Below are 13,903 nucleotides of genomic sequence, written 5' to 3' on the forward strand. Positions count from 1 at the left end.
CTGATCTGCACAGGCGAGGGGTTTTCTAGCCCGTCCCATCAAGGTAAAAGCCGCCCCATGAACGCACCTGTCAAACCTTCAAAGCTCATCAAAGGCGCCACTGGCGATTGGGAAATGGTCATCGGGCTGGAAATCCATGCCCAGGTGACTTCGAACTCCAAATTGTTCTCGGGCGCTTCCACCGAGTTCGGCGGCGCGCCGAACGATCACGTCTCGCTGGTGGACGCGGCGATGCCCGGCATGCTGCCCGTCATCAATGAGGAGTGCGTGGCGCAGGCGATCCGCACCGGCCTCGGCCTGAAAGCGCAGATCAACCTGAAGTCGACCTTCGACCGGAAGAACTATTTCTATCCGGACCTGCCGCAGGGCTACCAGATCAGCCAGTACAAGTCGCCGATCGTGGGAGAGGGCGAGGTCGTTATCGAACTGCGCGACGGCCAAAGCATCACGGTGGGCATCGAGCGGCTTCATCTGGAGCAGGACGCCGGCAAATCGCTGCACGACCAGCATCCGACTATGTCGTTCGTAGACCTCAACCGCTCCGGCGTGGCGCTAATGGAAATCGTCTCCAAGCCGGACATGCGGTCGTCGGAAGAGGCGCAGGCCTACGTCGCGAAGGTGCGGAGCATTCTGCGTTACCTCGGCACGTGCGACGGCGACATGGAGAAGGGCAATCTGCGCGCCGACCTCAACGTCTCCGTCCGCAAGCCCGGCGATCCGTTCGGCACCCGCTGCGAGATCAAGAACGTCAATTCGATCCGCTTCATGGGGCAGGCGATCGACTACGAGGCGCGCCGCCAGATCGGCATTCTGGAAGATGGCGGTACCATCGACCAGGAGACCAGGCTTTACGATCCGAACAAGGGCGAAACCCGCTCGATGCGCTCCAAGGAAGAAGCGCACGACTATCGCTATTTCCCGGATCCCGACCTGCTGCCGCTGGAGTTCACCGCGGCCTATGTCGACGCGCTGAAAGCGAAACTTCCCGAACTGCCAGACGAGAAGCGCGAGCGCTTCATGGCCGACTTCGGCCTGACGCCTTACGACGCCAGCGTGCTGGTCGCCGAGCGCGAAAGCGCGGACTTCTATGAGGCGGTGCTGGGCAAGCTCGCGGACAAGGCGCGCGACGGCAAGCTGGCGGCCAACTGGGTCATCAACGAACTGTTCGGCCGCCTCAACAAAGAGGGGCAGGATATTTCTGCCTCGCCGGTCTCGGCGGAGCAGATGGCCGCGATTATCGGCCTGATCGGAGAAGGAACCATCTCCGGAAAGATCGCCAAGGACCTGTTCGAGATCGTCTGGACCAAGGGCGGCGATCCGCGCGCACTGGTCGAGAGCCTCGGCATGAAGCAGGTCACCGATCTCGGCGCCATCGAGAAGCTGGTCGATGACATCATCGCCGCCAATCCGGACAAGGCGGAGCAGGCGCGCGCCAAGCCGCAGCTCATGGGCTGGTTCGTCGGCCAGGTGATGAAATCGTCCGGCGGCAAGGTGAACCCGCAGGCCGTGAACGACCTGCTCAAGGCCAAGCTCGGCATCTGAACATCGTTAACGCGATGATGCCGGGCGCGCGCTGCGAGCTTGCGCGCGTTCTCCGGTCATCTCGTTTTGGGTTTTCGATGCGACGATGAGTGCGCGGCATCGCCGCGCCGACGACGAAAACCTCTCGCGACGTGGAATCGATTTGCGAATCAGATTCGCAAAAGCGTCCGGAAAAGTTCTCCGGCGCGAGCGCTGATCGCGCCAAAAGCAAATTTTCCAGAAAATATTTTTGTTGCCAAAATTTGCGACTCAGAGTCCGCGAAGCGCACTTTTTTCCAATCGCGGAGTTATCCGCGGTTTTAAAGGCGTTGCGATGCGCGTTGTATCGCGATGAAAGAAACCACTGCGGCACAGGCGTTTCTTTGATGCGTGATGTTGCGTCGCTCAGGCGTTTCGTACGCGCGATGCAGTGTCACGCAGAGGCGTTGCAACGCTTCCGTTTCGTGTTTGCAGCGCGCGCTGCGCCTTGTGCGTAAACACTTCCTTAAGCGGGACACTGTTTTTTTGAGTGCGTTGGTGTAATCCAGATGAAGTGCATTTCGATTCCCGAGTGCACACAGCGATTAAGCCATCTCACGAACTTAGGAGGGCAACATGGCCAAGAAAGCGAAGAAGGCGAAGAAGGCGAAGTCGGCAGTGAAGAAGACTGCCAAGAAGACCCGCAAGGTCGCCAAGAAGAAGAAGTAAGGCTACGCCTTATGGAATTGCCGGCACATGATGCCGGCATCGTCACAAGAGCCGCCAGGCTGATCTGTTCGCAAGAACGAGTTTGAACCGGCGGCTCCAGTCGACGAAAGAGGGTGTCGGCGAGACATCAGGCGAGACGGTCTGACCATCATTCCCGCAAGGGGCCGGTCAGGCAGAAGAGTTCAAGAGCTCTTCGTTCGTTGTGGGGGATGACCCTGCAGTTTCCCGGACGCTTTGCTTCGGCAGATGCTCCGGTGGAATCTCAGTCCTGACGTGTTCACCGACGCCCTCGTTTTTTTGAGCCGCACTGTCCACGCCTTTCTCAAGTGCATCCGGCGGCGATCTCTCCAAGACCAGAAAATAATCTCCGACTCTCCGACGTGACGTTGTCCGCGCGGCAATGTCCGCATCCGGCGTGTGTCTCGTCGATAAAGAGTCCCGGCTGTGAACACCGGCGACCGCCTCGGTCCGCATCCTGCACTCAGCCAGCGCGACCATGCGCGTCACGCTGACTCTTGTCCGCGCGCAATGGTTATCGCTTCGCCAAAGACGAAGGTGAATCGATTGTCACGATTGCCGAGAAATGCCTGAAAACAGAGGATCTTTGCGATTCGACGCGCGGCGCGCGAGCGCTGCGTTCACGTTCGATTCATCGCGATGCTTAAACTGCCATTCAAATTTTACGGGTCATATGATCCCAACAAGCCGGCAAACGGCGAACGCGTATTCCGCAGAATTGGCAAACCGGTTTTGCGGAATACGCGCCAACAAAAGCAACAGTCGCATCAAGCAGAATATCGACAGGAGCCGCGCTCGCCGCGGCGGGAAATCGGAGAGCCAGGATGTTTCAGGGAACGATCGATACCGGCACTGCGCTGCCGGTCGAGGAGGCGGCGAACGGGGATATCCTGTTCGACCTCGGCATGATCTATTCGAGCGGGCGAAACGGCCTGATCGATCTCGTTGCCGCCCACAAGTGGTTCAACCTGGCCGCGCTCAAGGGCAGGGTGGATGCCATCTCACTGCGCCGGGAAGTCGCCGGGCTGATGTCCGATGTCGAAATCGCGACCGCTCAGCGTGAAGCGCGGGCGTGGATGGCGATGCACTGAGGCGGACCGGTTATGACCTGCTGAGCGCACTGACTTCGCGAAAGTAAGCGCCACGTCTGCGTGATGTGATCCCTACCATAGACGCTTGTTAGCAAAGGCGTGCCCCGAGCCGGATCTGAGATAACGCTCAAATGAAGTTGCCTTGGCCTCGTCTGAGAAAGCCACGTAGGTCACGATCCGCCAAGGCATGAACTTCGACGTATGCGTGGATTTTCCAGCATTGTGTTCGGCGATGCGCCGTTTCAATCTGAGGTTACGCCGACATAGCGCTGATCCTCGGCGATATCGCTCTCCAGCAAATAGACATACCACACGGAATCGGCCCTCCTTCGCCGAGGCTTCGGAGGGCATCCTGCTTCGTCCCGCCGGATGCCAATCCTGCGAAGCGCGTAGCGCGAAGCAGGATGGCGGAGACGGAGGGATTCGAACCCTCGATACCCTTTTCAAGGTATGCTCATTTAGCAAACGAGTGCCTTCAGCCGCTCGGCCACGTCTCCACAGGCTCGATATGCCTCACACGATGACGCGCCGCAAGTCGCTGATGACTTTTATAAAGCCTGTGTTTGCCTCTCTCCTTCGGATCGTTCTCCTGCCTTTATAATGTCGCGACCATCGCACTCGGCAGGCGTGTCCCGTCGCGGTTGCGCCGTAATTGGTGAGAAGAGCGGCCACTGTGACGTTCCAAAGCGGGAACAAAAGCTTGTTCGGGCGACGGTTTCACCAGGATTGAGCACCGAGACACAGGGCATCGAAGGCCGTTTTTCAGGTGCTTCGATTCGCGCAATTCACAGCCGCATCGCACCTGATGCCGTGTGCGCTGCCATAATGACCATCTCATGGAACATTCTGGGGTGGTTGCAAAAACTAAATAGTTTCAACAGCTTGTGTGGGATGCCAGCAACAGGCTGCGTGCCATTTGTGCAACACCTCCTTAAAAACGGCCGGAACCGCACCGTTTCAAGGCGGTCTTTTGTTGTGTGTTCACGACTGTTGGGCAATGGTCATCGAAGCGACGGAGGGGGGCATCCCGAGGTCGTCCCGTTTGGGAGTTTCGCTTAAGTCGCTCGCGTTCAGCGGGAGTGTCCGAAAGCGCGAGGCGACCGGGCGGTTAGCGGGGATTAAGGGAACCAACCACGTGGTGTGACTTACACCACCGGCCCGGGACCTTCCCTAGAGAGCAAAACTTGGAGGTTTTATGAGCACCATTAAGAGCCTTATCCTCGGATCGGCTGCGGTTATCGCAGCGTCCGCTGGAGCACAGGCAGCCGATCTTCCCGTCAAGGCGAAAGCCGTTCAGTACGTGAAGATCTGCTCCCTTTACGGAGCCGGTTTCTACTACATCCCCGGCACCGACACCTGCATCAAGCTGGGCGGCTACGTCCAGGCTGACTGGAACATCAACGCCGGCAACTACAACAAGCCAGCATGGGATGAAGCCGGAACCGGTGCGAACGGCACGGAAAGCCGTGACTCGAACTACTTCACCACCCGCGCTCGCGTTCAGCTGAACATCGACACCCGCACTGCCACCGAATACGGCGTTGTCCGCACCTTCTGGTCGAGCAACTTCGAACATTCGACCGGCTTCGGCCCGTCGTCGGGCAACCTGACGATGGACTATGGCTTCATCCAGTTCGCCGGCTTCACCCTCGGTAAGGCGGTCTCTGGCTTCCAGACCCCATGGGGTGCTTACGGCGCCAACCAGAACACCTCGTTCACGCTCGGCGGCTACGACAACGCGACTGGCATCAACCAGATCGCCTACACGTGGCAGTTCGGCAACGGCGTGTCGGCTCAGGTCGGCATCGAAGACAACCGCACCATCAACCGTTCTGTGTTGATCAATGCGAGCCCGGCCGGTACCAACGCCAACCTCTTCACCGGCGTTTATGCCAACAGCTATGGCGGAAACCGTTCGCCTGACTTCGTCGGCAACATCCGTGTCGATCAGGCTGCATTCACCGCTCAGCTGTCGGGTGGCGTGCACAACATTCATGGTACCTACTACGGCGCGAACGAAACCACTGGCGCTCCGCAGGATGAATGGGGCTTCGCGATCGCTGGCGGCCTTCAGTTGAAGAACCTGCCGACCGGCCCTGGCGACAAGCTGTCGTTGGATGCCACCTACGTTGACGGCGCGCTGAAGTATCTCATCAGCGGCGTGACCGGCAACAGCTTCGACCACTTCTCCGGTGGCAGCGGTGGCTTCTACAACAACTTCGCTGCCCTGGCGCTTTCGGATGGTGTGTTCACGACGAACAGCAGCATTCAGAAGACCACTGGTTGGGGCATCCGCGGCGCTTACGTTCACAACTGGACCCCGAATTGGGAAACCGGCGTGTTCGGTAGCTACACTGCGGTCAACTACGGTGGAACCGCTACCACTGCGCTCTGCAACCAGAAGCTCGCGAATGCGGGTGCTGTTTTCGGCGGTGGTTTCGCAGCCGGCTGCAACCCAGACTTCAACATCTGGCAGGTTGGTACGCGTACCGCCTGGACCCCGGTTCGCAACCTGACCTTCTCGGGCGAAGTGCTGTACACCCAGCTCGACCAGAAGGACGTGGGCTTCGTAACGGTTGCTGCCAACCCAGTTGGTTTCAAGCCTCCTGGCACCTACGACTTCAAGGATCAGGGCATCTGGTCCGGCAACCTCCGCGTTCGCCGCACCTGGTAATAGTAACCGCCTAACGGCGATTACGACCTGAACTAAAAGACCTCCGGCAGGAAACTGCCGGGGGTTTTTCTTTGTCTTGCGTCATTGCGGGCGCCCGCCAAGCATACCGCGTCGTCCCCGCGAAAGCGGGATCCATAACCACCGAAGGTTATTGGGCAACGTGCTGAGGTTGTTTGCGCAGGGAGTATGGGTCCCCGCTTTCGCGGGGACGACAAAAGGATCTGGGCCGATGGCAGGTTTTAGGACGCTGTCGCCCCATCACACCGCGCGCAGAACGCGACGATGCGGTCCATCGTGGGTTTGTCCGCCAGCAGCGGCGCGTGACCCTGATCTGCGACTGTCACGAGCTCGATGTCCGGTCGTCGCGCGATCATGTCCTGAACGCCCTGAAGCGAGAGCAGGTCGGACAGGCCGCCATGGATCAGCATCAGCGGAACGCCCGCGAGTTTGTCGAACAGTTCCCAGACCTGCGGCAGCGGATTGGCCGGATCGAGCCCGTCAAGCGTATGCGCGAGTTTCAGGTCGTAGGTCCGCTCCAGTCCGCCGCCGGCCTTTTCCCGGAACGCGCGGCGCGCCCACGCCATCCATTCGGCGTCGCTCAGCGACGGAAACACGCTACCGAACAGTTCCTTCAGGCCGCGCGCCGCCTCATCCCAGGTTTGCCTCGGAGGCGGATTGGCGATGTAGCCCTTGATCTTCATCAGGCCGCCGATCTCCAGCGCCGGCCCGATGTCGTTCAGGATAACGCCGGCCAGCAGTTGCGGCTGCGCCGCCGCCAGCGCCATCGAGATCAGGCCGCCGCGTGAGGTGCCGAGCAGAATCGCGCGGGTGATCCCAAGCGACGCCGCGATCGTCAGCACGTCGCCAAGTTCGACGGGGACCGCGTATTTGGCGGGGTCCGGATCGTAGTCCGACAGGCCACGGCCGCGATAATCCACCGCCACCACCTTGCGGGGCGCAGCCGGACTGGTGGCAATGGCGCGTGCGATGTCGTCGAAATCGTCAGTGGTTCGCGTCAGGCCGGGCAGGCAAAGCACCGGCAATGCGGTGCTGGTGTCCGGATCGATAACCTTGGCATGGAGCTTCAGCCCGTCGGCAGACTGGCAGTACACGTCGCGGAATGATTGGGGCATGTTGTCTCCGGCGCTAGCCAACGAGGCTTGTTGCCAAGAATTCGAGATTTCGTCATGGCCGGGCTTGTCCCGGCCATCCACGTCTTAACTCATCTCTAGCAAGGAAGACGTGGATGCCCGGCACGAGGCCGGGCATGACGGCTGAGCAAGTGGTGACGCCGCGCCAGCCTATTCCACACCCGCGCCGCGGCGCAAATCGGCCTCGATCAGCAGCTTGCTGCCGCCGCCGAACCGCGAGCGGTACACCTGCACGTTTTCCATGATGCGTTGGACGTAGTTGCGGGTTTCGGAGAACGGGATTTTCTCGACCCAATCAACCGCGTCGACCTTGGGATCGCGCGGGTCGCCGTACCGCTCGATCCATTTGCGTACGCTGCCGCGCCCGGCGTTGTAGCCTGCGAAGGTCATGATGTAGGAGCCGCGATAATCGTCGATCAACCCGCCGAGTTCGGCGGCGCCGAATGCGGCGTTGTAGGACGGGTCGGTCTTCAGCTTGTTGAGATCGAACGTCGTGCCGTATTTCTTGGCGACGTATTTGCCGGCGCCGGCCGTGACCTGCATGAGGCCGTAGGCATTGGCAGGGGACACGATTGTCGGATGGAACGCGCTTTCCTGTCGTGCAATGGCGAAGACGATTGCCTTCTCGACCGCGGGGCCAAAGTCCTTGTAGGGCGGAATGCCGCTCACTGGATAAGCGTAGTGGTCGAACGGCATGCCGCGATTCAGCGCGGCCTTGCCGACCATCAGCATGCCCCGTGCATCGTCGTGACGCTGAGTCAGCTCGCACAGCGCAAGCAGGCCGTCCATGTCGGCGCGTTCGCCCATGTCGGCGAGAATCGGGATCGCGATCTCGCGCTCATCCAGCGCGTAGAGAAGCTCGACGGCGCGGACGACCTCCAGCCGCTCGCCGCCGCGCGAGCGGCCGGGCACGCCGTTCAGCGCGATTTGCGGCAAGCCCAGTTTCGCCCGGGCGAGCTGGCCGTAATAGCTGGTCGACTGCGCCGCAGCTGATTCATACGCGGCGCGCGCCTCTTGCGACCGCCCCGCGGCTTCCGCGGCACGGCCCTGCCAGTAACCGGCGCGGGCCAGCGCGGTCGGATTAACGCTGCCGACACCGATCCGCGCGAAATGCTGGGCCGCGAGGTTGGGATCGTTCAGGAATCGCAGCGCAATCCAGCCGGCGGTGAATTCCTGTTCGGTCTTGTAGATGTCGCGTGCCGGCAGCGACGCATCGCGCGCGACAGCATAGGCGATGCGCGGCTCATTGGTGTCGAGCAGTTTGCGCGCCAGCAGCCGCCGTTCGATCCACCATTCGTCCGCATTGACCAGCCGGGCCGGATCGCGCGGCGCGGCCTGCATGGCACGCGCGGCTTCCAGGAATTTGTCTTCGCGCCGCAGCCATTGTGCCTTGCTGAAAAGATACAGCGGATCGTTGTGGAGATCGTTCGGGACGGCATCCAGCAGGGCCTTCGCGTTCGAGGCCTTCTTGTTAAGCGCGGTGCGGGCCTTTGCGAGCGCGACATGACCGCTTCCGAGTCGCTTGGCGGAGCGTAATGCGGACTCGGCGTTATCGCCGCTGTACAGCAGCATATCCATCCGGACCTTGATGTCGCCGGATGTCAGCAGCGTGCCAAACCTGTCGAACGCTGTTTCCTCGGTGTCGGACGAGAAGGAATCGCCGCGCCACGCAGCGCGTACGAGCCGTTCCGCGCCGGGCCGGTCGCCGCGCGCCAGCAGGGCGCGCGCCAGCATAAATCGTCCTTTGCCGGAGATCGGCTGTTCGCCGCCGAGAAACGCCAGGACAGCGGCATCGTCGCGCTTGTCATCCCACAAGGCTGCTTCGCCGCGCCGCCGCAGGAATGTCACGCTTGGCCAGGTCGGGTTCTCGGTGATGAAGGCCTTGTAGCGGTCGGACGACGCGTTGTTGTCGTCGCTGCGCAGGATCATCCACTCGGAGAGCTTGCGCGCAACGGGATCCGAGATCGAGGCCTGAAGCTGCGTGGCATCGGCCGGCTTCCGCTTGCGCACCAGCTCGATGATCTGCTCGAGCGTTTCCATGTCGGCCTTCGAGGTGGACGATGACGTGGACATCGCCAGAGGCACGGCAGGCTTTCGGGGCGGTGCAGGGCGCGCGGCCAGAGTTTTGGGCGCAGGCGCGGCTGGGTCAGCTTTCGCGGCCGATGGGGCTGGTGGTTGGGCGGGCTTCGCCGGTGTGGTTTGCGGCGTCACATTGCGAGACACCGGACGCGGCTTCGGTAAAGGAACTGCGGACGCTGCATATGAAATCAGCGCAAAACCGCCTGCGCCGAGGAGAACAGCGGTCCAGCGCGCCAAACGGGGGAGCCCCGCGGATGAAGGTGCAAATGGCATCACGGGCGGCCTGTGCGGCGAATCATCAAGAGCCTTCACCCAAGGTGTAGTGCATTGAATATGTGGACAAAACATCAAATGTGTTAGAACAGGCACAATGCCGCAACACCGCGGCAAAATCGCGGCCAACGCAGGGTCATCCAGGCGGTCGGGGCGCGGTATGGGAGTGCCCGGGACTTTCATCGCGCTTCGGGACTCGGTATCAATCAATCATAAAATCGCAGCATGCGATGCGTTCGGAGACTGACAATGGCAACCAAGACGAATTTCAGGGGGTCCCTTACCGCCTTGGTGACGCCGTTCAAAAACGGAGCGCTGGACGAGGCCGGTCTGCGTGACCTCGTGAATTGGCAGATCGAGCAGGGCTCGCACGGCCTCGTTCCGGTCGGCACCACCGGCGAAAGCCCGACGCTCAGCCATGAAGAGCACAACAAGGTCACCGAGTGGTGCGTCGAGGAGGCGAAGGGCCGTGTTCCGGTCATCGCCGGTGCGGGCTCAAATTCCACGCGCGAAGCTGTCGCTCTGGCGAAGCACGCCGAGAAGGCGGGCGCTGATGCCGTGCTTGTGGTGACTCCCTACTACAACAAGCCCACGCAGGAAGGGATGTATCATCACTTCAAGGCGGTGAACGATGCGATCGGGATTCCGATCATCATCTACAATATCCCGCCGCGCTCGGTGGTCGATCTCTCCGTCGAGACGATGACGCGGCTGTTCGAGTTGAAGAATATCGCCGGCGTGAAGGATGCCACTGCCAATCTCGCCCGCGTTTCGCAGCAGCGCCATGCGATGGGGCCGGACTTCATCCAACTCTCGGGCGAGGACATGACCGCGCTCGCCTATATGGCGGCGGGCGGGCACGGCTGCATTTCGGTCGTCGCCAACGTGGCGCCGAAGCCGTGCGCGGAACTGATGTCCGCCGTGATGAAGGGCGACTATGCGGCCGCGCTCAAGATTCAGGATCGGCTGACCCCGTTGCACGACGCCATCTTCAAGGAGCCGGGCCTTGCTGGCGCCAAGCATGGCCTCAAGCTGCTGGGCCGTCTGCAGGAGGAGGTGCGCCTGCCGCTGATGCCGGTGACACCGCCGACCGGCAAGGTCATTCGCGACGCGATGGTGTATGCCGGGTTGCTCAACTGACGACGTAGCAGAAAGGGAATTGCCGATGCTTGAGGAGTTCAAGAAATTTGCCTTGAAGGGCAACGTCGTCGACCTCGCGGTCGGCGTCATCATCGGCGCGGCGTTCGGGGGGATCGTCACCTCGATGGTCGGCGACCTCATCATGCCGATCATCGGCGCGATCACCGGCGGACTGGATTTCTCGAACTACTTCACCGGCCTTTCCAAGTCGGTCACGGCCACCAACCTCGTCGATGCCAAGAAGCAGGGCGCGGTGCTGGCATGGGGCAACTTCCTCACCCTGACGCTGAATTTCCTGATCGTGGCGTTCGTGCTGTTCCTTGTGATCCGCCTGATGAACCGTTTGAAGGCGAAGCAGGAAGCGGCTCCCGAACCTGCGGCCATGAGCAAGGACCAGCAATTGCTCACTGAAATCCGCGATCTTCTGAAGTCGAAGTAAATCACTATATACCAGCTAGGCATTCTGACGGCGCAAGTCTTCCCGCGCCGTCAGGTCGTACTGAAGGATTGCGTATTCACGCGAGCCGTATTTTTCGCGTGGATACGCACCGAGGCACCTGATGGCCGAGAAGAAAGAACCCACGATCAAGGTCATCGCCGAGAACCGCAAGGCGCGGTTCAACTATGCCATCGAGGATACCGTCGAGGCAGGCATCGTGCTGACCGGCACCGAGGTCAAGTCGTCACGCAGCGGCAAGACAACGATTGCCGAGTCCTACGCGGACTCCAAGGATGGGGAAATATGGCTCGTTAACGCCAATATTCCTGAATACCTGCAAGCCAACCGCTTCAATCATGAGCCGAAGCGGGACCGCAAGCTGCTGCTGCACAAGAAGCAGATCAACAAGCTGATCGGCGCGATCGAGCGCGAGGGGATGACGCTCATTCCGCTCAAGATGTATTTCAACGAGCGCGGCAAGGTGAAGCTTCAACTGGCTCTGGCGAAGGGCAAGAAGCTGCACGACAAGCGCGATACCGAGAAGAAGCGGGACTGGGCGCGCGAGAAGGGCCGTCTGCTGAGGGCGAGAGGTTGACGCCGAAAGTGCGAAGCGGTTTTCGGACAACGTCATCCTCTAGAATATGAAGGATAGCGCGATGAACCAGCCGAACCTGATGGACGTGGACTGGAGCAAGATCCCGGCGCCGATCGATGACGGCGCGGCGAAGCATCTGGTCGGCATGGAAATGCCGCCTGTCGTGCTGCCGGCGACCGATGGGTCATCGGTCAAGCTCGCGTCGCTGCCGGGCCGGGTGGTGCTGTTCGCCTATCCGCGCACGGGAGAGCCCGGCAAGATCGGGCTTGTCGATGACTGGGACATGATCCCCGGCGCACGGGGCTGTACGCCGCAGACCTGTTCCTTCCGCGATCTGTTCAAGGATCTAAAGGATGCAGGCGCGCAGCATGTGTTCGGGATTTCGACGCAGGACACCGCCTATCAGCGAGACATGGTTGAGCGGCTGCATGTGCCGTTTCAGGTTCTGTCGGACGGCGATCTTGCGTTAACGCGGGCACTCCGGCTGCCGTCGATGGATGTTGCGGGATTGACGCTGATCAAGCGGCTGGCGTTGATTATCGATGATGCGACGATCACCCACATATTCTATCCGGTGTTTCCGCCGGACCGGAACGCAGGCGACGTGCTGGCCTGGCTGCAGGCCAACCCGGTTTAACGCAATTGGATTCCCGTCATCCTGAGGTGCGAGCCGTCTTCGGCGAGCCTCGAAGGATGAGATTGCACGCGGTCATCCTTCGAGGCGCGCAAGAAAGAGCGCGCACCTCAGGATGACGAAGCCATCGCTTGTTGCGAACGAACTTAGCCGAGATGTTTCCGTACGCCGGTGAACACCGCCCTGAACATCTCGGGCGTCAGGCGGCGGGTATTCGTGTTGTAGCGCGAGCAGTGATAGCTATCGAACAGTCGGATCGATCCTGCCTGATGCTCCGCGCCATGGGCGAACGGCGCATCGGGCGCGCGGATGCCGAGCGTCTTCAGCGTTGAATCGTGCGCCACGCGGCCCAGCATGACGATCGCGCGCAGGCGCGGCATCTCGTCGATCGCGGCTTTCATGAACGGGCGGCAGGTCCTGATTTCAGCGGGCAGGGGTTTGTTCTGTGGCGGAACGCAGCGCACCGCGTTGCCGATGCGACAATCAACCAGCGTCAGGCCATCGTCGGGCCGCGCCTCGTATGACCCTCGCGCAAAGCCGAGTTCGATGAGCGTCCCGTAGAGAAGATCGCCGGCAAAATCGCCGGTGAAGGGCCGCCCCGTGCGGTTGGCGCCCTGAAGACCCGGCGCGAGGCCAACGATCAGAAGCTGCGCGTCGGCCGGCCCGAACGAGGGAACGGGTGAGTTGAACCAATGCGGATGTTGCGCGCGATTGGCGTCGCGATAATCTTTCAGGCGGGGGCAGAGAGGGCAATCCGGACGTGGTTCGTTCGACTGCCCTGAAACAGAAGAGGAAGGGCCGGCACTGCTGCGCCGGCTCTCCTTGGTTTTCTGCTCAATCGTCGAATTCGTCATCGCCCCTTGGCGCCATTGAGCTGGTCGTCGTTCGCTGCAGGAATTGCGGCGTGTGCTGACGAGGTTCGCGGGGTTCGCGAGGAGCAGGGCGCTCGCTCGGATCGCGGCCCAGCTTGGATTGTAGCTGGACCAGATCCGTAAAGACATCCGCCTGGCGGCGCAATTCGTCAGCGATCATCGGCGGCTGGCTCGAGATGGTGGAAACCACCGTGACGCGAACGCCGCGGCGCTGTACGGCCTCGACCAGCGAGCGGAAATCGCCGTCACCCGAGAACAGCACCATCTGGTCGATGTTCTCGGCCAGCTCCATGGCGTCGACAGCGAGTTCGATGTCCATGTTGCCCTTCACCTTGCGGCGTCCGGACGCGTCGATGAATTCCTTCGTCGCCTTGGTCACGACGGTATAGCCGTTGTAATCGAGCCAATCGATCAGCGGCCTGATCGACGAGTACTCCTGATCCTCGATGATGGCGGTGTAGTAGAAAGCTCGGACCAGAGTGCCACGACTCTGAAATTCAAGAAGCAGCCTTTTATAATCTATGTCGAAACCAAGCGTCTTCGCTGTTGCGTATAGGTTTGCACCGTCAATAAACAGCGCGATCTTGTTCGTGGCGGAAGGCATCAGTTTTTTCTCGCATCGTTGTTATCGTATATATTCTTGGCGCGTATCCATCACCGCGCATTCCCATTCAATTTCAGTTGTTATTCGCCAGAAGGTTTAGAGAA

The 13,903-nt window shown here is 60.8% G+C and carries 12 protein-coding genes, 1 tRNA gene and 1 pseudogene; 8 read left to right on the plus strand and 6 right to left on the minus strand.

What is annotated here, in order from left to right; genetic code table 11:
- Positions 1 to 57: 57 nt before the first annotated feature.
- The 3 genes from gatB (at position 58) to YH63_RS16245 (ending at position 3,338) form a co-directional block, all read left to right on the plus strand.
- Positions 58 to 1,542 carry an Asp-tRNA(Asn)/Glu-tRNA(Gln) amidotransferase subunit GatB gene (gene gatB, locus YH63_RS16235; RefSeq protein ID WP_046826704.1) on the plus strand — a complete coding sequence of 495 codons (1,485 nt, stop codon included), beginning with the start codon at positions 58 to 60 and terminating at the stop codon, positions 1,540 to 1,542.
- 89 nt (positions 1,543 to 1,631) lie between these two features.
- Positions 1,632 to 2,018 (plus strand): hypothetical protein, encoded by a 387-nt coding sequence (locus tag YH63_RS16240; protein WP_137325223.1) that lies wholly within the window; start codon positions 1,632 to 1,634, stop codon positions 2,016 to 2,018.
- Between the two features lie 1,053 nt (positions 2,019 to 3,071).
- Positions 3,072 to 3,338: an SEL1-like repeat protein gene (locus tag YH63_RS16245; RefSeq protein ID WP_046826702.1), complete on the plus strand. Its 267-nt coding sequence runs from the start codon at positions 3,072 to 3,074 to the stop codon at positions 3,336 to 3,338.
- Between the two features lie 72 nt (positions 3,339 to 3,410).
- On the opposite strand, the pseudogene YH63_RS21845 reads toward YH63_RS16245, so the two are convergent.
- Together YH63_RS21845 and YH63_RS16255 are read right to left on the minus strand one after the other, a co-directional pair.
- Positions 3,411 to 3,652 (minus strand): annotated as a pseudogene (locus YH63_RS21845) (GIY-YIG nuclease family protein).
- A gap of 91 nt (positions 3,653 to 3,743) precedes the next feature.
- Positions 3,744 to 3,835 (minus strand) — tRNA-Ser (locus YH63_RS16255).
- Between the two features lie 698 nt (positions 3,836 to 4,533).
- On the opposite strand from YH63_RS16255, the gene YH63_RS16260 reads away from it, so the two are divergent.
- Positions 4,534 to 6,012 (plus strand): porin, encoded by a 1,479-nt coding sequence (locus tag YH63_RS16260; RefSeq protein ID WP_046826701.1) that lies wholly within the window; start codon positions 4,534 to 4,536, stop codon positions 6,010 to 6,012.
- A gap of 239 nt (positions 6,013 to 6,251) precedes the next feature.
- Here YH63_RS16260 and YH63_RS16265 read toward each other — a convergent pair whose 3' ends face one another.
- Entirely contained in the window at positions 6,252 to 7,145 is an 894-nt protein-coding gene (locus tag YH63_RS16265; protein WP_046826700.1) for an alpha/beta fold hydrolase, read from the minus strand.
- A 168-nt stretch (positions 7,146 to 7,313) separates the two neighbouring features.
- A complete protein-coding gene (locus YH63_RS16270) occupies positions 7,314 to 9,515 on the minus strand; it encodes a lytic transglycosylase domain-containing protein (RefSeq protein ID WP_046826699.1) in 2,202 nt (733 codons plus the stop codon).
- A gap of 249 nt (positions 9,516 to 9,764) precedes the next feature.
- Here YH63_RS16270 and dapA point away from each other — a divergent pair, with 249 nt between their 5' ends.
- The 4 genes from dapA (at position 9,765) to YH63_RS16290 (ending at position 12,326) form a co-directional block, all read left to right on the plus strand.
- Entirely contained in the window at positions 9,765 to 10,655 is an 891-nt protein-coding gene (gene dapA / locus YH63_RS16275; protein WP_046826698.1) for a 4-hydroxy-tetrahydrodipicolinate synthase, read from the plus strand.
- A gap of 25 nt (positions 10,656 to 10,680) precedes the next feature.
- Positions 10,681 to 11,094 carry a large conductance mechanosensitive channel protein MscL gene (gene mscL / locus YH63_RS16280; protein WP_046826697.1) on the plus strand — a complete coding sequence of 138 codons (414 nt, stop codon included), beginning with the start codon at positions 10,681 to 10,683 and terminating at the stop codon, positions 11,092 to 11,094.
- A gap of 121 nt (positions 11,095 to 11,215) precedes the next feature.
- A complete protein-coding gene (gene smpB, locus YH63_RS16285; RefSeq protein WP_046826696.1) occupies positions 11,216 to 11,689 on the plus strand; it encodes an SsrA-binding protein SmpB in 474 nt (157 codons plus the stop codon).
- 61 nt (positions 11,690 to 11,750) lie between these two features.
- Positions 11,751 to 12,326: a peroxiredoxin gene (locus YH63_RS16290; RefSeq protein WP_046829463.1), complete on the plus strand. Its 576-nt coding sequence runs from the start codon at positions 11,751 to 11,753 to the stop codon at positions 12,324 to 12,326.
- Positions 12,327 to 12,469: 143 nt separating this feature from the next.
- On the opposite strand, the gene YH63_RS16295 is transcribed toward YH63_RS16290, so the two are convergent.
- Together YH63_RS16295 and YH63_RS16300 are read right to left on the minus strand one after the other, a co-directional pair.
- On the minus strand, positions 12,470 to 13,177 hold the full coding sequence (locus YH63_RS16295) for a uracil-DNA glycosylase (protein ID WP_046826695.1): 708 nt from the start codon (positions 13,175 to 13,177) through the stop codon (positions 12,470 to 12,472).
- Positions 13,158 to 13,799, minus strand: coding sequence for an NYN domain-containing protein (locus YH63_RS16300; protein WP_019196784.1), 642 nt, complete (start codon positions 13,797 to 13,799; stop codon positions 13,158 to 13,160). Before YH63_RS16300 ends, YH63_RS16295 begins: the two co-directional genes overlap by 20 nt.
- Between the last annotated feature and the right edge of the window lie 104 nt (positions 13,800 to 13,903).

The organism is Afipia massiliensis (assembly GCF_001006325.2).
GTDB classification, from domain to species: domain Bacteria; phylum Pseudomonadota; class Alphaproteobacteria; order Rhizobiales; family Xanthobacteraceae; genus Afipia; species Afipia massiliensis_A.